27 protein-coding genes and 1 pseudogene are annotated in these 25469 nt (G+C 71.0%); 15 read left to right on the top strand and 13 right to left on the bottom strand.

Annotation, left to right across the window (positions count from 1 at the left end; translation table 11 throughout):
* Positions 1-11: 11 nt before the first annotated feature.
* The 3 genes from pta to ET989_RS05915 form a co-directional block, all read right to left on the bottom strand.
* Complete coding sequence (pta, locus tag ET989_RS05925) at positions 12-2072, bottom strand: phosphate acetyltransferase (RefSeq protein WP_131167631.1); 2061 nt, start codon at positions 2070-2072, stop codon at positions 12-14.
* 178 nt (positions 2073-2250) lie between these two features.
* On the bottom strand, positions 2251-3048 hold the full coding sequence (locus ET989_RS05920) for a deoxyribonuclease IV (protein WP_131167630.1): 798 nt from the start codon (positions 3046-3048) through the stop codon (positions 2251-2253).
* Complete coding sequence (locus tag ET989_RS05915) at positions 3045-3428, bottom strand: ACT domain-containing protein (protein WP_131167629.1); 384 nt, start codon at positions 3426-3428, stop codon at positions 3045-3047. Before ET989_RS05915 ends, ET989_RS05920 begins: the two co-directional genes overlap by 4 nt.
* A 97-nt stretch (positions 3429-3525) precedes the next feature.
* On the opposite strand from ET989_RS05915, the gene ET989_RS05910 reads away from it, so the two are divergent.
* The 3 genes from ET989_RS05910 (at position 3526) to ET989_RS05900 (ending at position 7254) form a co-directional block, all read left to right on the top strand.
* Complete coding sequence (locus tag ET989_RS05910) at positions 3526-5334, top strand: AMP-dependent synthetase/ligase (protein WP_131167628.1); 1809 nt, start codon at positions 3526-3528, stop codon at positions 5332-5334.
* A 187-nt stretch (positions 5335-5521) separates the two neighbouring features.
* The gene (locus ET989_RS05905; RefSeq protein WP_180320761.1) at positions 5522-6025 is read left to right on the top strand and encodes an RNA polymerase sigma factor; all 504 of its coding nucleotides are present in this window, start codon (positions 5522-5524) and stop codon (positions 6023-6025) included.
* Positions 6022-7254 carry a hypothetical protein gene (locus ET989_RS05900; RefSeq protein WP_131167627.1) on the top strand — a complete coding sequence of 411 codons (1233 nt, stop codon included), beginning with the start codon at positions 6022-6024 and terminating at the stop codon, positions 7252-7254. The genes ET989_RS05905 and ET989_RS05900 overlap by 4 nt, the downstream gene beginning before the upstream one ends.
* A 2-nt stretch (positions 7255-7256) precedes the next feature.
* Here the strand turns inward: ET989_RS05900 and ET989_RS05895 are convergent, their stop codons facing one another.
* The gene (locus tag ET989_RS05895; protein ID WP_131167626.1) at positions 7257-7643 is read right to left on the bottom strand and encodes a globin; all 387 of its coding nucleotides are present in this window, start codon (positions 7641-7643) and stop codon (positions 7257-7259) included.
* Positions 7644-7873: 230 nt separating this feature from the next.
* Between ET989_RS05895 and rpsF the strand changes: the two genes are divergently transcribed.
* The 5 genes and pseudogenes from rpsF to ET989_RS15495 form a co-directional block, all read left to right on the top strand.
* Positions 7874-8167, top strand: coding sequence for a 30S ribosomal protein S6 (rpsF, locus tag ET989_RS05890; RefSeq protein WP_131167669.1), 294 nt, complete (start codon positions 7874-7876; stop codon positions 8165-8167).
* A gap of 102 nt (positions 8168-8269) precedes the next feature.
* Positions 8270-8800: a single-stranded DNA-binding protein gene (locus tag ET989_RS05885; RefSeq protein WP_131167625.1), complete on the top strand. Its 531-nt coding sequence runs from the start codon at positions 8270-8272 to the stop codon at positions 8798-8800.
* 107 nt (positions 8801-8907) lie between these two features.
* Positions 8908-9144 (top strand): 30S ribosomal protein S18, encoded by a 237-nt coding sequence (rpsR, locus tag ET989_RS05880; protein ID WP_131167624.1) that lies wholly within the window; start codon positions 8908-8910, stop codon positions 9142-9144.
* Positions 9145-9161: 17 nt separating this feature from the next.
* Positions 9162-9608: a 50S ribosomal protein L9 gene (gene rplI / locus ET989_RS05875; protein ID WP_131167623.1), complete on the top strand. Its 447-nt coding sequence runs from the start codon at positions 9162-9164 to the stop codon at positions 9606-9608.
* Between the two features lie 179 nt (positions 9609-9787).
* Positions 9788-10732, top strand: a pseudogene (locus ET989_RS15495) (DUF4349 domain-containing protein); the annotation flags it as partial.
* Between the two features lie 33 nt (positions 10733-10765).
* On the opposite strand, the gene ET989_RS05865 reads toward ET989_RS15495, so the two are convergent.
* From ET989_RS05865 to ET989_RS15785, 3 genes are read right to left on the bottom strand one after another with little or no spacing between them, the layout of a single operon-like run.
* On the bottom strand, positions 10766-12169 hold the full coding sequence (locus tag ET989_RS05865; protein ID WP_131167621.1) for a sodium:proton antiporter: 1404 nt from the start codon (positions 12167-12169) through the stop codon (positions 10766-10768).
* Positions 12170-12177: 8 nt separating this feature from the next.
* On the bottom strand, positions 12178-12402 hold the full coding sequence (locus ET989_RS05860; protein ID WP_131167620.1) for a hypothetical protein: 225 nt from the start codon (positions 12400-12402) through the stop codon (positions 12178-12180).
* A 41-nt stretch (positions 12403-12443) separates the two neighbouring features.
* Positions 12444-13772, bottom strand: coding sequence for a M23 family metallopeptidase (locus ET989_RS15785; protein WP_165490054.1), 1329 nt, complete (start codon positions 13770-13772; stop codon positions 12444-12446).
* Between the two features lie 299 nt (positions 13773-14071).
* Here ET989_RS15785 and ET989_RS05850 point away from each other — a divergent pair, with 299 nt between their 5' ends.
* Positions 14072-14275 (top strand): cold-shock protein, encoded by a 204-nt coding sequence (locus tag ET989_RS05850; RefSeq protein ID WP_131167618.1) that lies wholly within the window; start codon positions 14072-14074, stop codon positions 14273-14275.
* On the top strand, positions 14268-14861 hold the full coding sequence (locus ET989_RS05845) for a 2'-5' RNA ligase family protein (RefSeq protein WP_131167617.1): 594 nt from the start codon (positions 14268-14270) through the stop codon (positions 14859-14861). Before ET989_RS05850 ends, ET989_RS05845 begins: the two co-directional genes overlap by 8 nt.
* Here the strand turns inward: ET989_RS05845 and ET989_RS05840 are convergent.
* The 5 genes from ET989_RS05840 to ET989_RS05820 all read right to left on the bottom strand — a co-directional run bounded on the left by ET989_RS05840 (position 14851) and on the right by ET989_RS05820 (position 18926).
* Positions 14851-15588 (bottom strand): DUF1345 domain-containing protein, encoded by a 738-nt coding sequence (locus tag ET989_RS05840; protein WP_131167616.1) that lies wholly within the window; start codon positions 15586-15588, stop codon positions 14851-14853. The two genes, ET989_RS05845 and ET989_RS05840, sit on opposite strands and share 11 nt — an antisense overlap.
* 325 nt (positions 15589-15913) lie before the next feature.
* Positions 15914-17350, bottom strand: coding sequence for a sensor histidine kinase (locus tag ET989_RS05835; protein ID WP_241656223.1), 1437 nt, complete (start codon positions 17348-17350; stop codon positions 15914-15916).
* The gene (locus tag ET989_RS05830) at positions 17347-18048 is read right to left on the bottom strand and encodes a response regulator transcription factor (RefSeq protein ID WP_131167615.1); all 702 of its coding nucleotides are present in this window, start codon (positions 18046-18048) and stop codon (positions 17347-17349) included. Before ET989_RS05830 ends, ET989_RS05835 begins: the two co-directional genes overlap by 4 nt.
* Before the next feature lie 9 nt (positions 18049-18057).
* Positions 18058-18543: a low molecular weight protein-tyrosine-phosphatase gene (locus ET989_RS05825; protein WP_131167614.1), complete on the bottom strand. Its 486-nt coding sequence runs from the start codon at positions 18541-18543 to the stop codon at positions 18058-18060.
* Entirely contained in the window at positions 18543-18926 is a 384-nt protein-coding gene (locus tag ET989_RS05820; protein WP_131167613.1) for a phage holin family protein, read from the bottom strand. Before ET989_RS05820 ends, ET989_RS05825 begins: the two co-directional genes overlap by 1 nt.
* Positions 18927-19031: 105 nt before the next feature.
* Here ET989_RS05820 and argF point away from each other — a divergent pair, with 105 nt between their 5' ends.
* Complete coding sequence (gene argF / locus ET989_RS05815) at positions 19032-20021, top strand: ornithine carbamoyltransferase (protein WP_206662242.1); 990 nt, start codon at positions 19032-19034, stop codon at positions 20019-20021.
* A gap of 102 nt (positions 20022-20123) precedes the next feature.
* Here argF and ET989_RS05810 read toward each other — a convergent pair whose 3' ends face one another.
* Positions 20124-20726, bottom strand: a complete 603-nt coding sequence (locus ET989_RS05810) for an HAD-IA family hydrolase (RefSeq protein ID WP_131167611.1) — start codon at positions 20724-20726, stop codon at positions 20124-20126.
* Positions 20727-21033: 307 nt separating this feature from the next.
* Here ET989_RS05810 and ET989_RS05805 point away from each other — a divergent pair, with 307 nt between their 5' ends.
* From ET989_RS05805 to ET989_RS05790, 4 genes are all read left to right on the top strand, one after another.
* Positions 21034-22206, top strand: a complete 1173-nt coding sequence (locus tag ET989_RS05805; protein ID WP_241656222.1) for a thiamine pyrophosphate-dependent dehydrogenase E1 component subunit alpha — start codon at positions 21034-21036, stop codon at positions 22204-22206.
* Positions 22203-23180: an alpha-ketoacid dehydrogenase subunit beta gene (locus tag ET989_RS05800; RefSeq protein ID WP_131167610.1), complete on the top strand. Its 978-nt coding sequence runs from the start codon at positions 22203-22205 to the stop codon at positions 23178-23180. Before ET989_RS05805 ends, ET989_RS05800 begins: the two co-directional genes overlap by 4 nt.
* Before the next feature lie 9 nt (positions 23181-23189).
* Positions 23190-24614: a dihydrolipoamide acetyltransferase family protein gene (locus ET989_RS05795; RefSeq protein ID WP_131167609.1), complete on the top strand. Its 1425-nt coding sequence runs from the start codon at positions 23190-23192 to the stop codon at positions 24612-24614.
* Positions 24615-24728: 114 nt separating this feature from the next.
* A complete protein-coding gene (locus ET989_RS05790; protein WP_131167608.1) occupies positions 24729-25460 on the top strand; it encodes a DUF4282 domain-containing protein in 732 nt (243 codons plus the stop codon).
* The last annotated feature ends 9 nt before the right edge of the window (positions 25461-25469 follow it).

Raw genomic sequence — 25469 nt, 5'->3', positions numbered from 1 at the left:
CGGGTCCCTTCTCAGCCGTGCTGGGCCTGGATCGCGGTGATCGCGATGGTGTTGACGATGTCGTCGACCAGCGCGCCGCGCGACAGGTCGTTGACGGGCTTGTTGAGCCCCTGCAGGACCGGCCCGATGGCGAGCGCGCCCGCTGACCGCTGCACGGCCTTGTACGTGTTGTTGCCCGTGTTCAGGTCCGGGAAGATGAACACGGTCGCGCGACCGGCCACCTCCGAGCCCGGCATCTTCTTCAGCCCGACCGTCGGGTCGACGGCGGCGTCGAACTGGATCGGGCCCTCGACCTTGAGCTCGGGCGCGCGCAGGCGGACGAGGTCGGTCGCCTCGCGCACCTTGTCGACGTCCGCGCCGGCGCCCGAGGTGCCCGTCGAGTACGACAGCATCGCGACGCGCGGCTCGATGCCGAACGCCACGGCCGTCTCGGCGGAGCTGATCGCGATGTCGGCGAGCTGCTCGGCGGTCGGGTCGGGGTTGACGGCGCAGTCGCCGTACACGTCGACCCGGTCGGCCATGCACATCAGGAAGCTCGAGCTCACCACGGAGACGCCAGGGCGTGTCTTCACGAACTCCAGGCTCGGCCGGATCGTGTTCGCCGTCGTGTTGGCAGCACCGGACACCATGCCGTCGGCCAGCCCGAGGTGGACCATCATCGTCCCGAAGTAGCTCGGGTCGGTCATCTTCTCCTTGGCCTGCTCGACCGTGACGCCCTTCGCCGAACGCAGGCGTGCGTACTCCTCGGAGAACTGCTCGACCAGCTCCGGGGTGGCCATGTCGATGATCTCGGCGCCCTCCAGCGAGTAGCCGGACGCCAGTGCGCGGGCCTTCACGTCGGTCGGGTCGCCGAGCAGGATGATGTCGGCCGTGCCGCGGCGCAGCACGATGGATGCCGCCTCAAGGATGCGGTCGTCGCCCGACTCGGGCAGGACGATGCGGCGCTTGTCGCGGCGGGCCATCTCGTTGAGCTGGTACTCGAACATGACGGGCGTCCGGATCTCGGCGCGGTCGACGTGCATCGCGCCCAGCAGGGCGCCGGCGTCCACGAACTCGGAGAACAGGCGACGGCCGAGCTCGGTCTTGCGCTCCGAGCTGGTCATCATGCCCTCGAGGCGGAACAGCCGCTCCGCGGTCGTGTAGGTGCCCAGCTCGGTCACCGCGATGGGTAGCTCGTGCGGCACGGACGTGATGAGGCGCATGATCGTCTCCGGCACCTCGTAGCCGCCGGTGAGGATCAGCCCGGCCAGCTGCGGGAACGAGCCGGACGACTGGGCCAGCAGCAGGCCCGGGATCATCTCGGTGCGGTCGCCCGGCATGATGACCGTCGCCTCGGGCTCGAGGCGGGCCAGCAGGTTGGGCAGCGTCATGGCGCCGACGATCACGGTCTGGCTGTCGTGCTGCAGCATGTCGTCGCGCCCGACGATGAGGCGTCCCTCGACGGCCTTGACCTGCGCGCCGAGCAGCGGGGCGGCGAGCACCCGATGGTCGGGGATGACGCCGGCCACGACGTCGGGCCAGGCGGCACGGACCGCGTTGGCGTACTCGGCCTCGTGGCCGGTCGGCACGCGGGTCGGGATGACCGCGATCGTCTGCGCGTGGTGCTTCTTGAGCTCCTCCAGGGAGCTGCGCGCGAACTGGACGACCTCCTCGGCCGACCGCGTGCGGGCCGACACCGTGAAAGCGACCGGCGCGTTCAGGTTCGCCGCGATGCGGGCGTTGAGGCCCAGTTCGGGGGCGCCGAGGGCGTCGCGGTAGTCCGAGCCGAGGATGACCACGGCGTCGAAGTGCCCGGCGATCTCGCCGTAGCGCCGCACGATCGTGGCGAGGGCCTCGTCGGCGTTGGCACGCACGTCCTCGTACGTGACGCCGTAGGACTCCTCGTACTCCTGGTGGACGGCCGGCTGCCTGAGTAGGGCGGTGAGGATCGCGTCCTTCGCACCGCTCTGGATGATTGGCCGGAAGACGCCGACCGTTTCGACCTCGCGCGTGAGCGCGTCAACAATGCCGAGGGCGACGACCGACTTCCCTGTCTGGCCCTCGGGCGCCATCACATAGATGCTCCGAGTCACAGGGTCAGGCTACCTTTCCGGGCCGTTCCGCGCTCACTCGGGATGTCAGCCCGTTCCATCCCTCGGACCCCCCTCCGCCGCGACGACGTGGGAGCGAAGCGTCCAGAGCCCCGGTTGCGTGCGCCGAGAGCCCCGGCTTCGTGCGCCGAGAGCCCCGGTTGCGTGCGCCGAGAGCCCCTCAGAGCAGCTCGCGCAGCCAACCCACCTGGGCGGCGTGGGACGCCGCGTCGCCGGGGGTCTCCAGGATCGTCGCCGTGTCGGCCTCGCGTGCCACCTCGACGAGGAACTCCGGGTCGACCTGGCCCAGGCCCAGCACCTCGTGGCGGTCGGCGCCCGAACCCGCGGCGTCCCGAGAGTCGTTGAGGTGGACGAGGTCGATGCGTCCGGTGATGCCCTTGATGGCGTCGACCAGGCCGGACGGGTCCATTCCTGAGGCGTGCGCGTGGCAGGTGTCCAGGCAGAAGCCGACGTTCTCCGAGCCGGCGGCCGCACCCACGGCGTCCCAGAGCATGGCGATGCGGTCGAGGTGGCGTGCCATCGCGTTGGCGCCGCCGGCGGTGTTCTCGATGAGGATCGGCACCGCGAGATCGAGCCCCTCGATCGCCTTGCGCCAGTTGTCGAAGCCGACGGCCGGGTCATCCCCGGCGGACACGTGCCCGCCGTGCACGATGACGCCGCGGGCACCGACCTCGGCGGCCAGCTTGACCTGCCGCGCGAGGATCTGGCGCGACGGGATCCGGATCCGGTTGTTGGTGGTGGCCACGTTGATCACGTACGGCGCGTGGATGTAGAGGCCCACGCCCGCGGCCTCGGCGTCCGCCTTCAGGCCGGCCGCCCCGCCCGGGTGGTCGACCGCGTGGCCCTTCCAGGCCTGCGGGTCGCCGATGAAGGTCTGCATGATCGAGAAGCCGCCGGCGGCGGCGTGGGCGAGCGGGTCGGCGTCCGAGTGGGCGCCGACGTGGAAGCCGGCGGTCACGACTCCAGCCCGCCCAGCACCTCGACGGCCTCGTCGACGGCGTCGATCGGCACCAGCAGGTGGTCGTGGTAGAAGCCGGCGAGCACGTTGCAGGAGATGCCGACGCGGGACAGCGCGGTCGACACGGCCGCCGTGATGCCCACGGCCTCCAGCGAAGTGTGCGCCTGCAGGGTGATCCAGCCGAAGACGCCCTCGTACGCCAGCCCGTGCTCGTCCGCGACGGGCTGGTCGAGCACGAGCGTGACGCCTTCGTCCTCGACGATGCGGGCGTGGGCGTCCACCTCCGGTGGCGTGGACGCGGTGACGTAGACGAAGAAGCCCTGGCGCACGCTCGGGCGTAGGGCGCCGAGGATCCCGTGCAGGTTGGTGAGTCCGGCCATGGCAGCAGTGTAGGGAGCCAGCAGGGCGCCCGACCTGCGCGGCGGCGTCCGCATGTGGCAAGTTTGGGGTACTCGCTGATGACAAGGACGTATCGACATGGACCACGCACACCTTTCGGTCAGGCTCGCCGAGGCCATCAGCCGCAACGGCTCGCGCCCAGCCACGCGCATCAAGGCCGGTGACGGCTGGGCGGTGCAGACCTACCGCGAGCTCGGCGAGAAGGTGTCCACGCTCGCGGCGCACCTCGTGGGCCTGGGCATCGAGCCGGGTGATCGCGTCCTGCTGCTGTCCAACAACCGCCCCGAGTGGAGCGTCGCCGACCTGGCGCTTCTGTCGGTGCGGGCGGTGACCGTTCCGGTGTACCCGACGAGCACGCCCGACCAGGTGCGCCACATCGCCGCGGACTCCGGTGCCGTGTTCGCCATCGTCGAGAACGGCACGTTGCTCGACCGCATCTTCCCCGTCTGGGGCGAGTTGCCCGGACTGCGCGGCGTGTGGACGTTCGACCCCACGACGTCCGAGGACGACCGCGTCCGCAACCTCGCCGACGTGCTCGCCGAGCCCGTCGAGGCGGACGCCGACGCCACGGCCAAGGCGCGTCTGGCGGAGGCGTCCGGTGACGACCTCGCCTCGATCATCTACACCTCCGGCACGACCGGCGAGCCGCGCGGCGCGATGCTCACCCACCGCGCGTTCACGTTCGAGCTCGACTCGCTGGACGCCTTCTTCGACATCACCTCCGAGGACACCTCGCTGGCGTTCCTGCCGCTCTCGCACGCGCTCGAGCGCGCGTGGACCTTCAAGGTGCTGATGTCGGGTGCCCTGAACACCTACGTCGCGGACGCCCGCACCGTCGCCGAGGCGCTCGTCGAGGCCCGCCCATCCATGTTCGTGTCGGTGCCTCGCCTGTACGAGAAGGTCTACTCGACCGTCCACCAGCGCGTTTCAGCGTCGCCGGCGAAGAAGGCGATCTTCGCGTGGGCGATGGGCATCGGCGCGCAGTCGCAGCACGCCTACCGCAAGGGACGCCGGCCGTCGGCCTGGCTGCGCGCGCAGCTGCCGGTGGCCGACAAGCTTGTGTTCTCCGCCATCCGGGACGCCCTGGGCGGGCCCAAGTCGGTCATGGCCTGCGGCGGCGCCCCGCTGCGCAAGGAGATCGAGGAGTTCTTCTCCGCCGCCGGCATGCTCGTCAGCCAGGGCTACGGGCTCACCGAGGCCGCCCCGCTGGTGTCCTTCAACGCGCCCGCGGCGTTCAAGTTCGGCACAGTCGGCCGGGTGATCGAGGGCGGCGAGGTGAAGATCGCCGACGAGGGCGAGATCTGGTACCGCGGCCCCAACGTCATGAAGGGCTACTGGAACAACCCGGACGCCACCGCCGCGGCCGTCGATGCCGACGGTTGGTTGCACACCGGCGACGTCGGCTACGTCGACACCGACGGCTACCTCGTCATCACCGACCGGATCAAGGACATCATCGTCACCTCCGGCGGCAAGAACATCGCCCCGGCGCCGATCGAGGGCATGATCCTGGCCGACCCGCTGTTCGAGCACGCGGTCGTTCTGGGTAACAACCGCCCGTTCGTGACGCTGTTGGTGCGCCCGTCGATGCCGCACCTTGAGGAACTCGCCGAGAAGCTGCAGGTGCGCTTCTCCGACGCGGCCGAGCTGGCGAACTCGCCCGAGGTTGTCGAGGAGATCCGGCGTCGCGTCGAGGCGCTGACCGAGAAGCTCCCCAGTCAGGAGCGCATCAAGGACTTCCGGGTCGCCCTCGAGGAGTTCACGATGGACAACGGCCTGCTCACCCCGACCCTGAAGGTCAAGCGCCGCCAGGTCGAGGAGCGCTTCGCCTCCCTCATCGAGGACATGTACGCCAAGGTCCAGGGGCGCCGCACCCGCCGCCCCTGACCGCCGACAGCCCCGGGTTCGTGTGCCGAGAGCCCCGGTGTTGTGTGCCGACAGCCCCGGTGTTTTGCGCCGAGAGCCCCGGTCCTGACGAAGGGGGAGCGAGGCGACCCGGCGCGTGTCCGCGTCCTGCAACGGATGCGCATCCCCGTGCGTGGATGATGGTGTGACCCTGCTGGAGGAGAGGCCCGTGGCGGATGTTGAGCCGGCCCGCACGTTCGAGGAGTACGTGCGCGCCCGCTCGGTCGCACTGCAACGCTTCGCGTACCTCGTCACGCGTCACCCCGAGGACGCCCGCGACGCGGTCCAGGACGCCCTGATCGGCCTGTGGCCCCGCTACGACGAGGTCGCCGCCAAGGGTGACGTGGACGCCTACGTCCACCGCTCGATCGTGAACGCGTCGGTGTCCCGCTGGCGCAAGACGCGGCACTCCACGCCGGTCGAGGCGCCCCAGGACCTGCCGCAGGCCGCGGCGTCCGGCTTCGAGGACGAACTCGCCGACGCGGACGCCGCCTGGCGCCTCTGCGCCACCCTCAGCCCCGACCAGCGCGCGGCCGTCGTGCTGCGGTTCTGGTCCGGGCTGGCTTTCGCCGAGATCGCCGAGGTGCTCGGCTGCGCGGAGGCCACCGCCCGCAGCCACGTGCACCGCGCGCTGACCCGGCTCCGCACGAACCTGTTGGAGGAATCGCGATGACCGACCACGACCGCGCCGACAGCCCCGACCGCGCAGAACGGGCCTTCCGCAGGGCGTTCCGCGAGCACGCCGACGACCGCGACTTCGCCCCGATCGAGCTGACGGACCTCGAAGGCAAGCCCTCGGCGGACCTCGAAGGCAAGCCCTCGGCGGACCTCGAAGGCAAGCCCTCGGCGGACGAACCCGGGGCTCTCGGCGCTCGAAGGCGAGGAACTTGGGTGGGGGTGGCGGCGGCGTCCGTCGCGCTGGTGCTCGCCGTGCCGGTCATCGGTATCTGGTTCTCCAACCGCGACACCATCTCGGCCACGGCCGGGGCCCCCGCGGCCGCTGGCGGCGCCCAGGACAGCCGCATCGAGTCCTTCCCAGAACCGGCCGCCCAGCCCAGCACGGCCACCCTGTCCGGCGCCACGGAGGCGCAGGCCCCGGCCGGGCTGCGCTGGGAGTCGATGCTCGACGTGGCCGTCCTCGTGCCGGACGCGTGGGGCCACGACTTCGCGCCCGGTCCCGACTGGTGCGCCGCCGACGGCTACCAGCGCCCCGACGCCCCGTTCGTCGACCGCAACCCCTCCGCGCGGGCGACCATGGCCATCGCGTGTCCCGAACCGATGCCGGACGCCCTGCGCCAGACCCACCTGACCTGGCGCCCCGCCGCAACGACCGACGTCGACCGCACCCAGGACCTGGGCGACGGGTGGCTCGCAGTCTCCCGCCGCGTCAGCTCGGCGCTGCTGACCGTCGAGGTGCCCGCCACCGACCAGCAGCTGGCGGACGACATCCTTGCCACCGCCCAGGTGGTCGAGGTCGACCCGCGCGGCTGCCCGGTGCGGCTCGGCGACGTCACCCTCGGTGCCCCTGTCGCGCAGACAACGGCCACCGATTCCGTCGTGGCCTGCCAGTACGCCGACCTGCCCGGCGACGGCCCCAACCTGGCCGGCTCTGTCGCGTTCACCGGCGCGGACGCCCACGCCATCCTCGGCGGGCTCGGCGAGCCCGTCACGGCGTCCGAGCCGCCGCAGGCCTGCACACCGACCCGCGACGAACTCACGCTCAGGATCAACGGCGGCGAGGCCGTCCTGCGGCTGCCGTTCGACGGCTGCCGGCCGCCGCTGTTCGACGACGGGCACGCTCGGTACCGCCCGTCCCGGGCGACGTGCGCCGGCGTCCTCACCGGGCCGCTGTGGCAGGGTCTCTACCCCAACGAGGAGCTGGCGTCGGCCTGCCACCCGTGAGTTCACTCGAACGCGTTCACCATGAACTGCGCGGCGCGGACGAGGTACTCGCGCAGTTCGGCGTCCTCGGCCTCGGGCAGGCCGAGCGTGTCGACTGCCCCCAGCATGTGGTGCAGCCAGCGGTCGCGCTGGGTGGGCGTCACGACGAACGGCGCGTGCCGCATGCGCAGGCGCGGGTGACCGCGGGTCTCGCCGTAGGTCTTCGGGCCACCCCAGTACTGCTCCAGGAACAGCCGCAGCCGGTCGGCAGCGGGTCCGAGGTCCTCCTCGGGGTACATCTCCCGCAGCGGCGGGTCGCCGGCCACACCTTCGTAGAAGCGGTCCACCAGCGCGCGGAACGTCGGCTCACCACCGACGCGGTCGTAGAAGCTCTCGGTCACACCGGCCATGGTGCCACGGCCAAGCGGGGCAGGACGGCCCTGTGAGGCTCACTGGCGCTCGCACCTCAGGGGTCTTGGAGGTTCGTGGCGACGGGGGATCGCTGAGGGGATTTCGGGCGGATCCACGTCGTCCGGTAGAGTGAAACCCCGGTGCGCGCGTGCGCGTGCCGAGCATGAGAACCCTCCTGCCCCGGGAGATACCCGTGGCCGTCAAGACCAGAGGAGGTGGGGACACCAACATGCGCGAGTACGAGATCATGGTGATCGTGAGCCCCGACGTGGACGACCGTCAGGTCGCCGGCGTCGTGGAGAAGCCGCTGGAGGCCTTCAAGGCCGCGGGTGGCACCGTCGAGAACATCGACCACTGGGGCCGCCGTCGCCTCGCCTACGACATCCAGAAGAAGTCCGAGGGCATCTATGCGGTGCTCAACGTGACTGCCGAGCCGGCTGTCGTCAAGGAACTGGATCGCCAGTACACCCTGAACGAGCAGATCATGCGGACGAAGGTCATCCGCCCCGACCTGCACAAGTGAGCCTGTCCCCAGATTGCGGGGAACACCTTCTTATTGTCGGTGGGCCCTGACAGGCTGGTGAACGACTCATCCAACACGTCCGACTGAATCGGAGAGACCAACATGGCAGGCGAAACTTCCATCACGCTCGTGGGCAACCTGACGGCTGACCCCGAGTTGCGTTTCACCCCGTCCGGGGCCCCGGTGGCGAACTTCACGGTCGCCTCCACCCCCCGCACGTTCGACCGGGCGACCGGCGAATGGAAGGACGGGGATGCCATGTTCCTGAACTGCTCGGTGTGGCGCCAGCCCGCGGAAAACGTGGCTGAGTCGCTGACCAAGGGCATGCGCGTCATCGTGCAGGGCCGGCTGAGGAGCCGCTCCTACGAGACGCGCGAGGGCGAGCGCCGCACGGTGTTCGAGGTCGACGTCGACGAGGTCGGTCCCTCCCTGCGTTACGCCACGGCGAAGGTCACCCGCACCACGGGTGGCGGCGGCGGTGGTGGCGGCTGGAACAACGCCCCCCAGGGCGGCGGTTCCGGCGGCGGCGACCAGTGGTCGTCCAACCAGGGTCAGGGTGGCGGCGGAGGCCGTCCGCAGCCCCCGGTCAACGATCCGTGGGCCACCGCGCAGAGCGACGACCCGCCGTTCTGATCGGCCCGGCTGAGCCTCCCGCGGGTGGCTGAGCCTGTCGAAGCCCCCACCCAGTCCAGACACAGTCCATTCCGGCACGAGCCGGGCTCACGAGAGAGAGCACCACAATGGCCCCACAGCGCAAGCCTGTGAACAAGAAGAAGATCGCTCCGGCGAAGTCCATCAAGATCGGCAACATCGACTACAAGGACACCGCGACCCTGCGGAAGTTCATCTCCGAGCGCGGGAAGATCCGCGCCCGTCGTGTCACCGGCCTGTCCGTGCAGGAGCAGCGCAAGGTCGCCATCGCGATCAAGAACGCCCGCGAGGTCGCGCTGCTGCCCTACGCATCCACCGCTCGCTGAGAAAGGAAGACGAACAGATGAAGCTCATCCTGACTGCTGCCGTCGACCACCTCGGCATCGCCGGTGACGTCGTCGAGGTGAAGGACGGCTACGGCCGCAACTACCTCCTGCCCCGCGGTTACGCGATCAAGTGGACCCGCGGTGCGGAGAAGCAGATCGAGGGCATCAACCGCGCCCGCGAGGCCCGCACGGTCCGCGACAACGCGCACGCCGTGGAGCTGCGCACGCAGCTCGAGGGCCTGTCCATCGAGGTGCCGGCTCGCGCCGCCGCCGAGGGGAAGCTCTTCGGCGCGGTCACCTCGACCGACATCGCTGCCGCGATCAAGAAGGCCGGCGGCCCCGCCGTCGACAAGCGCTCGGTCCAGATCGCCAAGCCGATCAAGACCGTCGGCGAGCACAAGGTCGGCGTCAAGCTGACCGACGCCGTCGTCGCGCACCTGCCGGTGCAGGTCGTCAGCGCCTGACGCACCCGCCACGAGGCTGAGCCGGCCGGTCCCTTCGGGGGCCGGCCGGTTTCGCGTTGCGCTCGGCGGCGTGCGGCAACTCTGAGTGCTGTCCCTGCCGGGTGTGTAGCAACTCTGAGTGACGGAATCGCCGCCCAGGCGTGCGAAAGCGCAGCCAGACTTGCCACACGGTTACCCGGATGCGCAGCCAGACTTGCCACACGGGTACCCGGATCCGCACTCAGACTTGCCACGGAGCAACCAGCCGGACGCCCGCGCAACGGCCGTGGCGTCCGCTGCGTGGAGTGGGTATGCGTACCCTGACCAGCACCCCCGTCCGTCTCGTCGCGGCCCTGGCCGCCTCCGTCGCCCTGTTGTCAGGGTGTGGTGCCGGCGAAGGCCTGAGCGGGTTCCCCGAACCGGCCACCGCGCCGGCCGCCGCGCCGGCCCCCGAGGGCGCCCCGGCCGGGGGCGCACCCGCCGCCGACCGGGCGAGCGGGTCCGAGTACGCGGCCGGTGCCGAACGGCAGGTGGCGCGCACGGCGTCCCTGACGCTGGTGGTCGACGACCTGCGGGCGACCGCCGACCGGATCCGCGCGATCACCGCCTCGCTGGACGGCTGGGTGGCCAACGAGTCCCTCGTCCTCCCCGAGGGTGCCATCGACTCGGTGCCCGCCGGCTCGTGGGTGGTGGTGTCGGTGCCCGCGTCCCGGCTGGACGCCGTCACCGACCAGGTCGCCGCCCTGGGCACCGTCCGCAACCGGGGGGCGTCCGCCGACGACGTCACCGAGGTCGTGGTCGACCTGGACGCCCGCATCCGCTCGCTGGAGGCGTCCGTCACCCGTCTGCAGGAGTTGGTCGGACGCGCCGGCAGCGTCGCGGACATCGCCGCGGTCGAGCGTGAGTTGTCCAACCGGCAGGCCGAGTTGGAGTCGTTGAAGTCTCAGCGCCTGCAGCTGGCCGGCGCAGTCGAGCGCGCCACGCTGACCGTGTCGCTGCTCACCCCGACGCAGTCGACCACGACGAACCCGCTGCAGACTGGCTGGGCGCGCGGGTGGTCGGCGTTCCTCGCGTCGGTGTCGATCCTGGTCACGGTCGTCGCAGCGCTGCTGCCTTTCGCCGCTGTCGCGGCGCTGGTGGTCGTCCCTCTGCTGTGGTGGCGCCGCCGACGGCGTGCCTCAGCTCGCGTCGACGGGGTGGACGTGCGCGCGGGCCAGCAGGACAGCCCGGACCAGCAGCCCCACGGCGAGGGCGAGGCCCAGCGCCGTCCAGACGACACCGTCGGCGATGAAGATGAGGGCCATCGCGGCCAGGGTCGGGACCAGGTGGCGGACTGACCAGCCGAGGTAGCCGCCGAAGCTCGGCATCGTGACGCCCGCGTCGTCGGCAACCGCCTTGACCATGAAGTTGGGGCCGTTGCCGATGTAGGTGATCGCCCCGCACAGCACCGAGCCGAGCGAGATCGAGACCAGGTAGGCCTCCGGGACCCCCGGCGCCAGGCCGATGCGCGGGTCGCCCGGCAGTTGGGAGGCCATCTCGTAGAAGGTGGCATACGTCGGCGCGTTGTCGAGGAACGCCGACAGCCCGCCGGTGAACACGAAGAACGTGACCTCGCCCAACGGCAGGCGCGGCGCCACCTGCGCCAGGAAGTTCAGCGCCGGGATCATCGCCAGGAAGATGCCGATGAACAGGGCGGCGACCTCGAGAATGGGCGCCCAGCTGAACTGGTTGTAGGCGAACCGCACCTCGCGGTCGCCGAGGAAGAACGACAGGACCGCCGCTAGCAGGAACACCAGCTCGCGCCACGGGATCGCCTGTGCCCAGGTCGCGTGGCCGGTCTCGAGCGCGTGCAGGTCGAGCGAGGGCACGAACGCCACCGCAGCGATCACGAGGGCGAAGAACACGAAGTGGATCTTCCCGACGACCCGCAGGGGCGACTGGCTCGTGTCGTCCCACGCGATGGCCTCGGGGGTCTCGCGGGCGTACGCCCGACGGTCCAGCCCGTAGTAGGTGGCGAGCAACAGCACGTTGACGAAGAGCCACTGGGGCCACAGCGAGAGGGTCCACTCGAACGGCACACCGCGCAGGAAGCCGAGGAAGAGCGGTGGGTCACCCAGCGGCGTCAGCAGGCCGCCGCAGTTGGCCACGACGAAGATCGTGAAGACGACCGTGTGGACGCGGTGGGCGCGCTCCCGGTTGGTGTTCAGCAGGGGGCGGATGAGCAGCATCGCCGCCCCTGTCGTGCCGATGAAGGAGGCGATCAGCCCGCCAATCGCGAGGAAGATTGTGTTGTTGCGCGGCGTCGCCCGGATGTCACCGGCGAGGAAGATGCCCCCTGACACCACGAACAGGGCCAACAACAGGCAGATGAACTGGACGTACTCCCACAGCGCGTGGACGACCTCGGTGCCGTGTCCCGCCACGACGAACCAAACGGCGACCGGCAGGCCGCAGGCGAGGGCAACGGCCAGCTTGGTGCGGTTGTGCTCCCACGCGTGGGCGGTGGCGGGGACCAGCGGCAGGATCGCGATCGACAGCAGGAGCACCGCGAACGGGATGACGCTCCACCATGCGACGGTCATGGTTTCGCTCAGCCCTTGGGTGCGCCGAACGTGAAGCCGCCCAGGGAACTGTCCGGCGTGACGAACGGACCCCCGCTGGCCGGGGCCGTCGAAGGCTCGTCCGTCGCGTCCGCGGCGGCTGAGCCTGTCGAAGCCCCCGGCTCAACGCGACGCACCGGCTCACCGAGCGCGGCGAGCAGCGCCTTGTCGAGTTCGTCTCGGACCTCGATGCGGTGCTTGCGTGTCTCGGCCATGCGCGCATGCTACTCCCACGCACCACGGCTCAGTCAGGCATTCACGCCTCCGGCGTGGGGGCTGAGCTGGGGGCAGGCGACGCCGGTGCGGCGGCGGACGCGGTGGGCTCCGGCGCGGCGGACGCGGTGGGCTCCGGCGCGGCGGACGCGGTGGGCTCCGGCGCGGCGGGCGTGGGGGCCGGGGCAGCAGGCGTCGTGGGCGCGGGCTGGGGGCTGGGCGCGGCCGTCGGCTCGGGCTGCGGCTCCGGCTCGGGGGTCGGCTCCGGCGTCGGGCTGGGGACCGGCGGCCTCGGTGTGATGGTGACGCGCGGCGGCGGCGGGCTCGTCGGTGACGGCGTGGCGTCCGGCAGCGGATCCGCGGTGACCGGCGGCTTCACCGGAGGCGTGGACGGACTCGGAGTGGGGGTCGGCACGGGCGTCGGGGTGGCGCTCGGGGTCGGCTTCGGCGTCGGCTTGGCCGGCACGAGCGGCAGTTCCTCCAGGCTCGGCAGCGCGGGCCTGGAGGGGCGCGTGCCGGGCGTCCACGTCACCATCGGGGTGTCCAGGCGGACGTACGGCGAGCCGGTCAGGACCGCGACGGGGTCGACGTAGGCGCCGTTGATGAGCACTTCGAAGTGCAGGTGGCAGCCCGTGGACAGGCCCGTGGTGCCCGCCAGTCCGATCTGCTGGCCCTTGAGGACGCGCTGGCCGACCTTCACCCCGAGCACCGACAGGTGCGCCGACCGGCTGCTCATTCGGTCCTCGTCCAGCGTTCCGTGGTCGATCTCGATGAGCAGGCCGTAACCGCCGGCGTTGGCCGAGCGGGTGACGACGCCGTCCGCCATCGCGACGACCGGGGTGCCGCAGGCGGCGGTCATGTCGACGCCGTTGTGGCTGCGCACGTAGTGGAGGATCGGGTGGAAGCGCGGGCCGAACGGCGACGTGACCGGCCCGGGGACGGGCGAGACGTACCGCGACTCGATCGGGGCGCTCTGCGGGCTGCCCGGGACGCCGAACACGAACGGCAGGTTCAGGTTCATCGGAGGCACCAGCATGCCGTTGATGGCGGTCGTGCGGCCCGAGGGAACCTCAACCGAGGCGTCCCCGAACTCGACGGTGGAGTTGCGCACGAGCTCGGCGCGCGACGCGACCTCGGTCGACCACCAGTCGGCGGCCGTGCCACGCAGGCCGAACGCGCTCGGGATGTCGTCGGCCACTGTCGGGATGTCGGTGAGCGGCAGGGGAGCGGGCGTCGCCGAGAGGGCTTGGGCGGCCGCGCCGGTGAAGGGCACGGTGAGGCATGCGGAGACTGTCAAGGCGGCCAGAACTCCGGCGGCGCGGCTGCGTCGCCGCTTGCGGTTCGGCGTGGGGCCGCCGTGTGCGCGCTGCATCGATGTCCCTCGAGTCGGCCGGGACGGGGAAGGTTGGAACCCGGTGGGGCGAGTGTCGTCCCCGACTCTATTCATCCGCGCCGGAAAGTCCAGAGGCTGCGGGCAAACAGAGGGTGACGATGTGGCCAAGCGAGAACCGGGGTTGCCTCCGGATGGACGCCGTGGGGGGTCGTCCGTGTAGGCTTGGCCCTGGTTGAGGTTGGTAGTTCTTGCGTGCGGTCCCCGTGGTGCAGAAGTTCGAGCGTCATCCCAATGGCCCCCGGACCCGGGGGAAGCAACACATCACGAAAGCAGGAAACATGGCCACCGGAACCGTCAAGTGGTTCAACGCTGACAAGGGCTACGGCTTCATCTCCCCCGACGACGGCTCGGCTGACGTCTTTGCCCACTACTCCGCCATCAACTCGCGCGGGTTCCGCTCGCTCAACGAGGGCGACAAGGTGCAGTTCGACACCGAGCAGGGCCCCAAGGGCCTTCAGGCGACCAACATCACGGTTGGCTGACCAAGACACCTACCGGACGCCGCGGCTCGCACGAGCCGCGGCGTCCGGCTTTTCCCACGAGGGGAGCACCTCCGGGACCTGGCCGGGCCACGGCGTCCTGCTGGTCGGCGTCCCGGCCCTGGAGGGCTGGGTGCGGGAGCGCACGGCGTTCCACGACGCCTCGTTCGTCTCGGAGGAGCCGGCCTTCCCCCACGCGCACGTGACCGTGCTGGCGCCCTTCCCGCCCGACGCGCTCGATCGCGCGGCCGCCATCGCAGCCACCACCGCAGCCTTCGACTTCACCCTGTCCCGCGTCGCGGCCTTCCCCGACGGGACGATCCACCTTGTTCCGGAGCCGGACGCCGGCTTCCGTGCCCTGACGGACGCCGCCCGGCGCCTGCTGCCCGAGGTGCAGCCCTACTGGGGGCGGTTCGAGCCCGTCCCGCACCTCACCCTCGACCGCATCGGCCCGGACACCGGCGTCGACTCGACGCGGGCGTCCGTCGCCGGCCTGCTGCCGGCGTACGGCCGGGCCGAGGATCTCGTGCTCACGTGGTGGGAGTCCGGCGCGTGCCGGGTGCTGGGGCGGTTCCCGCTCAGCTCGTGAGCCCGAGGAACGCCGCGACCAGTAGCGCGACGACGACCGTATTGAACACCATGGCCGCGATGGCGAGCGTGGTGATCGCCCGCCGCCCGGTCGTCGACGTGACCGTGACGTCGGAGGTCGCGAACGTCGTGAGCACCTGGGTGGCGACGTAGGTGTAGTCCGGAAGGCCGTGCGGGCCCTCGTCGGGGAACACGAGCGCGGGGGACTCGGCGTCCAGCCGCAACAGGAGCACCGCCGCGGAGATCTGCATGACCGCCCAGGACAGCAGGACCATGAGGCCGGTCAGGGTGAGCGCGAGCGGGTCCTTCCGGGTCTCGGTCTCGAGTAGCGTGTACGCCACCACGCCCAGCGAAACGCCGACGCTGCCGAGCACCCAGCTGGTGGCGTCCATGCCCGAGAGTCGGTCGAAGCGGCGGACGTGGGCGCTGTTCGACGCCCGGATCGCGGCGCGCAGACGGTGGGGGTCCAGGCGTCCGAACACCCACCACGTGAGCCCGAGGTAGGCGGCGAAGAAGAACACCAGCGTCAGAATGAAGCCCAGCACCTGGGCGCGCGCGGCGCCCGGCCCCGTCGTACTGTTGGCCCACAGGGTCACCGCGAGTTGGGGGATGAGAGCGCCCGCGACCGAGACCCAGCCCCGGCGTCCGTCGGGTGCCAGCCACGAGACCTTCGGCTGGGGCTCGGGCTCAGCAGGCGAAGCGGGCTCTTCGGGGGTGGTGGTGGACATGGGGCCACTCTCCCACGGGTCTCAGCTGCTCCTCACGTCGGCGCGGCACGGTGGGCCCGACGGGAACCTCCAGTACCGGGCAACCAGCACGCGCCGACCGGCGGGGACACTCGCGCCGAGGGCGACCGTGAGGGGTAGTGCTCAGGCCTCTGAGGCGTCCTGAAAAGCAGTCCGACTGCTGTGGATACGGTGTGCACAACGCCCGGGTAGGCGTACCCGGGGTCAGTTCCCTCTGGCTGCCACACGACACCGAACATCCTAGTCAAAGCGAAGTTGAAGTGAAGTCCACGGATTGTCCACCGCCTTGTCCACAGGTTGGCTGCGGTCAGTCGGTGTAGGGATGGTCGAGTTCCTCGTCGTCGAGCTCCTCGTCCAGCGGTACGGGCGAGCCCGGCAGGCGCGTGATGAACTCCGCGCCACCGCCCGGGGCGCGGCCCGCCTTCACCCAGCCGCCGTGGGCCTGGATGGTCTGTGCCACGATCGACAGGCCCAGACCGGAGCCCGGCGTGGTGCGCGCGTGGTCGGAGCGGTAGAACCGCTCGAACACGTGGGGGAGGTCCTCCTCGGCGATGCCGGGGCCTTGGTCGGCCACCCGGAACCGGTCGCCGACCAGCTCGACGGTGATGGTCCCGTCCGGCGGGGAGAACTTCACGGCGTTGTCGAGCAGGTTGGTGAACGCGCGCTCGAGGGCGTCCGGCTCACCCATCATGTAGAGGGGCTCGAGCGTGACGTCCCAGGTGATGCCCGGCCCGCGGCGCTTCACGCGCGCCAGCGAGCTCTCGATGATGTCGCGCAGGTCGACGGGCTCGGGGGCGGCCTCGACCGTCTCCTCGCGGCTGAGCTGCACGAGGTCGCCGACCAGCTGGGTGAACTCGCCCAGCTGGGCCGCGACGTCGCGCAGGATCTCCGCGCGGGCGCCCTCGGGCAGCATGTGCTGGCGCTCGTCGGCGACCAGCAACTCGACGTTGGTGCGCATCGAGGTCAGCGGCGTCCGGAGCTCGTGGCCGGCGTCCGCGATGAGCCTTCTCTGGCGCTCGCGCGAGTTGCCCAGCGCCGCCAGCATCTGGTTGAACGAGCGGCCGAGGTCGGCCACCTCGTCGTCGCCGGTCACGTCGATGGGGTTCAGCTTGTTGGTGGCGGTGATGTTGAGCACGGCGTCCGACAGGTGCCGGATGGGCGCCATGCCCGACTTCGCGATGACGTAGCCGGCCGCGGCCGCGCCGGCGGCGCCCAGGCCGCCGAACAGCAGCAGGGAGAGGCCGGTTGTCTGCAGCATCGCGCTCGTCGACGACAGCGGACGCCCCAGCACCAGCGCCCAGTGCTCGTCCTGGTTGACCAGCGGGACGGCGACGATGCGGGTCGGGACGCCGTTGGAGTCGACGCCCGTGCGCGACGAGTAGCCCTGCGACGTGCGGGCGACGGCCAGCTCTTCCGGCCCCAGCACGAGGCTGACCTGCCGGTTGGGCTGGGTGATCTGGTGGGTGTCGGCCCGGATCAGCATGATGATCACGTTGGCCGCGCGCCACGTCGTGGTGTCGATGCCGCCCATGTTGTCCAGGTCCTCTGAGACGGTGCCGGAGGTCAGGGACGCCACGTCCACCAGCTCGTTGTCGAGCTGGTTGTAGGCGGTCAGCAGGGTCATGGCGTACGCGGCGATGCCCGTCACGGCGACGGCCGCGGCCACCGCCGAGGCGATCAGGACGGCGAGCCGGTCCTGAAGGGGCCGGTTGGCGGCGAAGAAGAAGGAACGCAGTCGGCTCACGGGGCCGTCTCGCGCAGCACGTACCCGATGCCGCGCACGGTGTGGATCAGGCGGGAGCCGCCGTCACCCTCGGTCTTGCGGCGCAGGTAGCCGATGTAGACCTCCAACGAGTTCGCCGTCGTCGGGAACTCGAACCCCCACACCTCGTTCAGCAGCCACGAGCGCTCCAGCACCTTGCGGGGGTGCTCCATGAACGTCTGCAGCAGGGCGAACTCGGTGCGGGTGAGGGAGATGCGGTGGCCCGAGCGGGTGACCTCGCGGGTGTTCAGGTCGAGGCGCAGGTCCTCGAAGGTGAGCACCTGGGTCTCGGCCGACGCGCCTGCGTCCTCGTTCTCGGGGCGGCTGCGCCGGGTGAGGGCGCGAAGGCGGGCCATCAGCTCGTCGAGGGCGAACGGCTTGGCCATGTAGTCGTCGGCGCCGGCGTCCAGGCCGTCGACGCGGTCGCCCACCGCGTCCCGCGCGGTGAGGACGAGGATCGGCACGTCGTTGCCCTGGCCGCGCAGCATGCGCGTGGTCTCGAGTCCGTCGAGGCGCGGCATCATCACGTCCATCACGACCGCGTCGACCTTGTGGGCCGACAGGTGGGCGAGCGCCTCGATGCCGTCGTTGGCGGATGCGACCTCGTACCCGCTGTACTGGAGCGAGCGCTTCAGCGAGTCACGGACGGCCTGGTCGTCGTCCACCACGAGGATGTGCATGAAGGCATCCTAACCGCGCTGCAACTCGCGCACCTTGCCGAGCACGCCGGGCATGGCCGCCTCGACGGCCGCCAGAGTGTCGTCGAACCCCTCCGGGCCGCCGTACCAGGGATCGTCGATGCCGGAGCCGGGCTCGGCGTCCGGGTCGAAGTCGGTGAGCAGGTGCAGGTGCGTGGCGTCGGGAGCCTGGCGCCGCATCCGGTCGACGTGGAACTGTTCCAGCCCGATCACGAGGTCGGCATCGGCGATGTCGGACGCCGTGATCCGCTTGGCGCGGTGGTTCCCGGCACCGTAGCCATGCGCGGTCAGTACCTTCCGGGCGCGGGGGTCGATCGGGTTTCCGGTCTCCTCCGCGCTGACGCCCGCGGAGGTGAACTCCACGCCGCTGAGGCCCTCGCGCTCGGCCCAGCCGCGCGCCACGCGCTCGGCCATGGGGGAGCGGCAGATGTTGCCCAGGCAGACGAACACGACGCGGACGGCCTTGCCCCGCGCCATCAGGTGTGGACCTCGCCGCGGCGTCCGACGAACGAGTTCAGGATGAAGCTGACCGTCGAGACGAACAGGGCGCCGAGGACGGCGTCCCAGAACCCGTCGACGCCCCACGGAACGCCCATCTGGGCGCACACCCACGAGGTGAGCATGAGCAGGGCCGCGTTGATGACCAGCAGGAACAGCCCGAGGGTGATGAGCAGCAGGGGTGAGGTGACGAACACGAAGATCGGCTTCACGACGGCGTTCACCAGGCCGAAGATCGCGGCCACGATGAGCATCGTGATGGCGGCGTCGGCGGGCTCGCCGACGTAGTCGAGCCAGATGCCGGGCAGCAGCCAGGTGGCGAGCCCGAGAGAGAGGGCGCTGACCAAGAATCGAATGATCACGGGTCCATCCTTCCATGTGCGGCAGAATGACGACCCCGGGGATACCCTGCCTCAAGCCGGGGCCCGGGTCGCAGCAAGGCGCTGTTTCGGAAAGGGCAGGGTGTCGTGGGCGAGCTGACCGGACGGGACTTCCTCAAGGAGGTGGACTTCTCCCCAGACGAGTGGGCACACCTGGTGTCCCTGGCGGGGGAGCTGAAGGCCGCCCGGCGGCAAGGCCGCGAGGAGCGACGTCTGGAGGGGCTGAACTTCGCCCTCATCTTCGAGAAGGGCTCCACCCGCACGCGGGCCGCCTTCGAGGTCGCCGCCCGCCACCAGGGCGCGCACACGACCTACCTCGATCCGACGGGCTCACACATCGGCTCGAAGGAGTCCGCCGCCGACACCGGCCGGGTCCTGTCGCGGATGTACGACGGCATCGAGTTCCGCGGCGCCAAGCAGGACACCATCGAGACGCTCGCCGACTTCTCGCCCGTCCCGGTCTGGAACGGCCTGACCGACGAGTGGCACCCCACCCAGTCGCTGTGCGACGCGTTCACCATGGTCGAGGCGTCCGGACGCCCCGCGTCCGAGCTGTCGTTCGCCTACCTCGGCGACGCACGCTTCAACATGGGCAACTCTCTGATGACAATGGGCGCCATGATGGGCATGGACGTCCGGATGATCTCCCCGGCCGCGTTCGCGCCCCAGGCCGACCTCGTCGCCGGCGCGAAGGACATCGCGCGGGAGACCGGCGGGCGCATCACCATCTCCGAGGACATCGCCGACGTGCGCGGAGTCGACTTCGTGCACACCGACGTGTGGGTCTCGATGGGGGAGCCCAAGGGCGTGTGGGCGGAGCGGTGCCGTGTTCTTGCGCCCTACCGGGTGACCGCACAGGTGATGGAGCTGGCCGGGCCGGGCGCGAAATTCATGCACTGCCTGCCTGCGTTCCACGATCTGGAGACGTCCACGGCCCGGCTGGTGCACGACATCACGGGCATGCGTGAACTGGAGGTCTCCGACGAGGTGTTCGAGTCGGAGGCGTCGATCGTGTTCGAGCAGGCCGAGAACCGGCTGCACACGATCAAGGCCGTGCTGGTCGCGACCTGCTCCTGAGCGTTCCGCACGCGGACGCCGAACGGGCGGTGCCCCGCTGGACTGCGGCTGCGTGGCTCGGGGGTTCCCCCGAGGCGGTGGCGGGCCTCGGATACCGACCGGTCACTTGCCGAGGACGTCGATCTCCTGAAGCCATGCCCGGGTGTCGGCGTCCGAGACCCACAGGTGGGCGACCCAGCCGGCCCGCTCGGCGCCCGCGACGTTGTCGGGGACGTCGTCGATGAACGCGATCTCGTACGGGGCCAGGTCGATGACCTCGGTGGCTCGCAGGTAGGTGGCCAGGTCGGGCTTGAGCACCCCCATGGACGCCGAGATGAACCAGTAGTCGGCGGCGTCGGCGAAGTCGCTGTCGAGCAGGGCGTGGTCGAGGTTGAAGGGCGCATTGCTCAGCACCGCCACCGTCCGGCCGGCCTCGCGGACGTCCGCGACGAGGCGGCGTGCCTCGGGCCTGATGCGGAGCCACAGGTCGGCGTCCAACCGGGCGAGCTGCTGCACCGTCTCCACCGCGGCGGGCTTGCCGACCCCCTCGAGGATGGGCGTCCAGTACTCGCGGTCGGACGCGCCGGCGTCGTAGGCGCGGCGTCCGGCCCAGTAGAGCTCGGCGAAGCGCTCCTCGTCGACGCCCAGCAGCCTGGCCGGCTCGCTCGTCACACCCTCGCCGGACGCGAGCACCCCACCCAGGTCGAACACCACCGCACGGATCATGTGCCCAGTCTGCCGCGCCGAGCCGCCCCCGGCCGAGTCTCAGGCGATCTCGGGGTCGTGGGAGCGGATCATCTCCCGCTGGCGGTGGACGGCGTCCGCGTTGCCCTCGGCGAAGCCCTCACCCGGTCCGCCCTCGAACGGGGGCAGCACCTGCAGGCCGCCGTGGTTGCGGTCGAGGTCCCAGGGGCGTCCGGGCGGGGGCGTCCGCGTGGGACTGTGACAGGATGCGCCAGGGGCGGGACGCCAGCGCGGCGACGGTGCAGGGACCCCCTACAACCTACGGTTACGTAACAGTATAGTGGTGGTGGTGACCACGAGTACCGACCCGAACGCGTCCGAGACGGTGGTGACGCCGGGCGGGACGCGCATCGAGCGCAGCGAGGAGTTCATCCAGCTGCTGACCCCCACCGGCGAACGCGTCGAGGACGAGACGTTCAGCTTCACCCACGATGACGCCACGATCGCCGCCAACCTGCGCCACATGGTGCTCGGCCGCCGCCTCGACACCGAGGCGACCGCGCTGCAGCGCAAGGGGCAGCTCGGCCTGTGGGCCCCCTCGCTGGGGCAGGAGGCAGCCCAAGTCGGCTCGGGTGCCGCGATCGCCGGGCTGGACGAGGTGATCCCCAGCTACCGCGAACACGCGGTCGCCCTCATGCGCGGCGTCGACCCGCTGGACCTCCTCAAGACGTTCCGCGGTACCGCGATGGTCGACTGGGATTCGGTGGCCACCCGCTTCCACCTCTACTCCTTCGTCATCGGCACCCAGGCGCTGCACGCCGTCGGCTACGCGATGGGCATGCAGCGCGACGGCGTCGTCGGCAACCCCGACCCGGCCGACAACGGCGCCGTTCTGGTCTACTTCGGCGACGGCGCCACCAGCCAGGGCGACGTCAGCGAGGCGCTGGTTTTCGCCGCGAGCTACCAGACGCCCACGGTCTTCTTCGTCCAGAACAACCAGTGGGCGATCAGCGAGCCGATCGAGATCCAGTCGCGCATCCCGCTGTACCGGCGCGCGACGGGGTTCGGCATCCCGAGCGTGCGGGTCGACGGCAACGACGTGCTGGCCGTCCAGTCCGTCACCGAGTGGGCGTTGGATCGCGCCCGCCGCGGCGACGGCCCCACCTTCATCGAGGCGTTCACGTACCGCATGGGCGCCCACACGACCTCCGACGACCCCACCAAGTACCGCCGGCGCGAGGAGGAAGCCGCCTGGCGAGCCAAGGACCCGATCGAGCGCGTCCGCACCTACCTCCTCGGACGCGGTGCGGTCGACCAGGCCTGGCTCGACGAGCTGGACGCCGAGGCGGAGGCCTTGGGCGTCCGCGTGCGTGAGGGCGCGCTCGCGCTGCCCGAACCCCGCCTGGAGGACTACTGGGCGCTCACCTACGCGTCGCTCCCGCCGGCCCTGGCCGCGCAGCGCGACGCGTACCTGGCCTACGAGGCGTCGTTCGAGGACGCCGATGGGGAGGGTGGACGATGAGCGAGACCATGACGATGGCGAAGGCCCTCAACGCGGGGCTGCGCCGGGCGCTCGAGGCCGACCCCAAAGTACTGCTCGCCGGCGAGGACATCGGCAAGCTGGGCGGCGTCTTCCGCATCACCGAGCACCTGCAGCGTGACTTCGGTGCCGACCGGGTGATCGACTCGCCGTTGGCAGAATCCGGCATCGTGGGCACGTCGCTGGGGCTGGCGCTGCGCGGGTACCGCCCGGTCGTCGAGATCCAGTTCGACGGGTTCGTGTGGCCGGCGTTCGACCAGATCACGTCGCAGGTCTCCCGCATGCGGTTCCGCTCGATGGGGCGCCTCAGCATGCCGATGGTGATCCGCATCCCGTTCGGCGGGGCGATCGGAGCGATCGAGCACCACTCGGAGTCGCCCGAGGCGTACTTCACGCACACGCCGGGACTGGTGGTCGTCAGCCCGTCCACGCCGCTGGATGCGTACTGGATGATCCAGCAGGCGGTGGCCTCCGACGACCCGGTGGTCTTCCTCGAGCCCAAACGCCGCTACCACGAGAAGGGCGAGGTCGACCTCACCGAGCCGCCCCTGCCGCTGGACGCCGCGCGCGTGGTGCTGCAGGGGTCGGACGCGACGCTGCTCACCTACGGGCCGATGGTCAAGACCTGCGTCGAGGCGGCGTTGGCCGCGTCGGGCGAGGGGCGCAGCATCGAGGTCATCGACTTGCGCTCGCTGTCGCCGCTGGACGAGGCGACCATCGTGGCGTCCGTCGAACGCACCGGTCGCGCGATCGTCGTGCACGAGGCGGCCCGCTCGGGCGGGCTGGGCGCCGAGATCGCGGCGCGCATCCAGGAGTCGTGCTTCTACGCGCTGGAGGCGCCCGTGCTGCGCGTCACCGGCTACGACATGCCCTACCCGCCCAGCCGGGTCGAGGCCCAATACCTGCCCGACCTCGACCGGATCCTCGACGCCGTCGACCGGTCGCTCGCCCACTAGGAGACCTGCATGTTCGAGATGACGCTGCCCGACCCCGGCGAGGGGTTGCTGGAGGCCGAGGTCGTCACCTGGCTCGTCGCCGTGGGCGACGAGGTGGCCGTGAACGACATCGTGGTCGAGATCGAGACCGCCAAGTCGCTGGTCGAGCTGCCCGCAGCCGTCGCGGGGACGGTCGCCGAGTTGCTGGTCGCCGAGGGTGACGTCGTCGCCGTCGGGACCGTGATCGCGCGCATCGACGACGGCTCGGGGCTGTCGGCGCAAGAAGCCGGGGCTGTCGACACAGGAAGCCGGGGCTCTGGGCAGGAAGAGCCGGGGCTCTCGGCGGATGCGGCGTCCGGGTCCGTGCTCGTCGGGTACGGCACCTCCTCGGCGCCCGCCACCCGTCGTGCGCGCAAGGGGGTCGTGGCACAGCCCGTGCCCGAGACCGACCAGGTGCACGACAGCTACGGGCTGGACGAGACGCCCGGGCACCGCACCGACGAGCCCCACCCGACGAATCCGGTCGTCGATGAGCCGCACGAACCTTCGCTGCCGCGTCCCGAGGCCGGACGCCGTGGGGGACAGCTCGCCACCGACCCGGTGGGGCGTCCGCTCGCCAAGCCCGCCGTGCGTCGGCTGGCTCGCGACCTGGGCCTCGACCTGGCCACCGTGGCGGGCACCGGACCCAACGGCACCATCACCCCGACCGACGTCGCGCAAGCGGCCGCGGGCGAGGCGTCCGGACGCCGCGGGCCCACCCGCATCCCCCTCCGCGGCGTGCGCCGGCAGATGCTGCAGTCGATGCAGGCGTCCCTGCAGGTGCCGCAGGCGTCGGTCTGGATGGATGTCGACGTCACCAACACCGTTGAGCTCATCGAGCAGCTCAAGGGACGCCGCGAGTTCGCCGGCCTGCGCATCAGCCCGATCATCGTGCTCGCCAAGGCCGTGTGCCTCGCGATGGCGCGGCACCCCGAGGTGAACTCCAGCCTCGACCTGGAGCGCCAGGAGATCATCGTCGACTCCGACGTCAACCTCGGCATCGCGGCGGCGACGCAGCGGGGGCTCGTGGTCCCCAACATCAAGCGGGCCAACGAGATGAACCTGCTCGAGCTGGCCCACGCGCTCAACGACCTCGTCACCAAGGTGCGCGAGGGCAGGATCACCCCGGCCGACGCCGCCCACGGCACCTTCACCATCACCAACGTGGGCGTGTTCGGGGTGGAGGGTGGCACGCCGATCCTCAACCCGAACGAGTCGGCGATCCTGCTGCTGGGCACGTTCAACCGGCGGCCGTGGGTCGTGGGGGAGGGGGCGGACGAACGCCTGGAGATCCGCACGGTCGCCAAGCTCACCCTGACCATTGACCACCGGGTGCTCGACGGTGAGCAGGCCTCGCGGTTCCTGGCCGACGTGGCCACGATCCTGGCCGACCCGGGGCTGTCGTTGCTGTTCTGACAAGCGGGAACACGGTGGGTCGGTCGGACGGAGCCCCGGCCTCCCCCGGCCGGGGCTCCGCTGTCGGGTGGAAGCCGCCGGGGCCTGTCGGAGGCGTCTGCTTGGATGGACGCCATGGCAGACAACTACCCAGGCAACCCCCAGAGCCAGCCCTCGCCCGAACCCGACCCGTGGGCCACCATGCCGCGGCAGAACCTGACGCCGCCCGGCGACGAGTCCCCGTTCGCCCGCCCGGCCGCCAATCCCTGGCAGCCGCCCGAGCCGGTCGAGCAGGCCGAGCCGACCGCCGTCCAGCCGCCGGTGGAGCCGGCCCAGCCCGAGAACCCCTACGACACCTCCCCGTGGGGCAGCGAGCCCACCTCGCAGCTGCCGCCCTTCCCGGGCAGCACGCCTCCCCCGCCCCCGCCGGCGGCGCCGTACGCGGCGACCTTCCCCAGCGCCCCCGCCCCCGAGGCGCAGCAGTACCCGGCGCCCTACGCGGCGAGCGGCCCGGCGTGGGCCCCCGGGTCGGCCGGGCCCGGCGTGCCCCAGCACCGGGACGCCAACCCGCTCATGGCGCTGTTCGACTTCAGCTTCACCAAGTTCGCCACGCCCGGCCTGGTCAAGATCGTCTACATCCTCCAGGTCGTCGGCGCGGTCGGCGCGTGGCTGCTGTGGCTGCTCGCGGCGTTCGGCGCCAGCCGCTTCGACGGCGGTGCGGCGGTCGGCCTGCTCGTGCTGCTCGTCGGGTGGATCCCGGTGCTGCTCTCGATCGCGTTCACGCGCTTCGTGCTCGAGGGCATCGTGGCGCTGATCCGCATCCACGACCGCGTCACCGAGATGGCCGAGCGCGACAAGGCGAGCTGACGGCGAGGG

The sequence above is a fragment of the Propioniciclava sinopodophylli genome, from assembly GCF_004324755.1.
In the GTDB taxonomy this organism is placed as follows: Bacteria; Actinomycetota; Actinomycetes; order Propionibacteriales; family Propionibacteriaceae; genus Propioniciclava; species Propioniciclava sinopodophylli.
Note: the sequence above shows the minus strand (reverse complement) of the source record. Positions and strands in the feature narration are given on the sequence as shown.

Bases quoted from the DNA above. Each gene is read 5' to 3' on its own strand.
- ET989_RS05885 (WP_131167625.1), top strand. From the start codon at position 8,270: ATGGCAGGCGAAACTTCCATCACGCTCGTGGGCAACCTGACGGCTGAC.
- ET989_RS15785 (WP_165490054.1), bottom strand. From the start codon at position 13,772: ATGCAGCGCGCACACGGCGGCCCCACGCCGAACCGCAAGCGGCGACGC.
- ET989_RS05910 (WP_131167628.1), top strand. From the start codon at position 3,526: ATGGACCACGCACACCTTTCGGTCAGGCTCGCCGAGGCCATCAGCCGC.
- ET989_RS05915 (WP_131167629.1), bottom strand. From the start codon at position 3,428: ATGGCCGGACTCACCAACCTGCACGGGATCCTCGGCGCCCTACGCCCG.
- ET989_RS05865 (WP_131167621.1), bottom strand. From the start codon at position 12,169: ATGACCGTCGCATGGTGGAGCGTCATCCCGTTCGCGGTGCTCCTGCTG.
- ET989_RS05850 (WP_131167618.1), top strand. From the start codon at position 14,072: ATGGCCACCGGAACCGTCAAGTGGTTCAACGCTGACAAGGGCTACGGC.
- ET989_RS05790 (WP_131167608.1), top strand. From the start codon at position 24,729: ATGGCAGACAACTACCCAGGCAACCCCCAGAGCCAGCCCTCGCCCGAA.
- ET989_RS05795 (WP_131167609.1), top strand. From the start codon at position 23,190: ATGTTCGAGATGACGCTGCCCGACCCCGGCGAGGGGTTGCTGGAGGCC.
- ET989_RS05895 (WP_131167626.1), bottom strand. From the start codon at position 7,643: ATGGCCGGTGTGACCGAGAGCTTCTACGACCGCGTCGGTGGTGAGCCG.
- ET989_RS05810 (WP_131167611.1), bottom strand. From the start codon at position 20,726: ATGATCCGTGCGGTGGTGTTCGACCTGGGTGGGGTGCTCGCGTCCGGC.
- ET989_RS05830 (WP_131167615.1), bottom strand. From the start codon at position 18,048: ATGCACATCCTCGTGGTGGACGACGACCAGGCCGTCCGTGACTCGCTG.
- ET989_RS05800 (WP_131167610.1), top strand. From the start codon at position 22,203: ATGAGCGAGACCATGACGATGGCGAAGGCCCTCAACGCGGGGCTGCGC.
- ET989_RS05860 (WP_131167620.1), bottom strand. From the start codon at position 12,402: ATGGCCGAGACACGCAAGCACCGCATCGAGGTCCGAGACGAACTCGAC.
- ET989_RS05825 (WP_131167614.1), bottom strand. From the start codon at position 18,543: ATGGCGCGGGGCAAGGCCGTCCGCGTCGTGTTCGTCTGCCTGGGCAAC.
- ET989_RS05840 (WP_131167616.1), bottom strand. From the start codon at position 15,588: ATGTCCACCACCACCCCCGAAGAGCCCGCTTCGCCTGCTGAGCCCGAG.
- rpsF (WP_131167669.1), top strand. From the start codon at position 7,874: ATGCGCGAGTACGAGATCATGGTGATCGTGAGCCCCGACGTGGACGAC.
- ET989_RS05900 (WP_131167627.1), top strand. From the start codon at position 6,022: ATGACCGACCACGACCGCGCCGACAGCCCCGACCGCGCAGAACGGGCC.
- rplI (WP_131167623.1), top strand. From the start codon at position 9,162: ATGAAGCTCATCCTGACTGCTGCCGTCGACCACCTCGGCATCGCCGGT.
- rpsR (WP_131167624.1), top strand. From the start codon at position 8,908: ATGGCCCCACAGCGCAAGCCTGTGAACAAGAAGAAGATCGCTCCGGCG.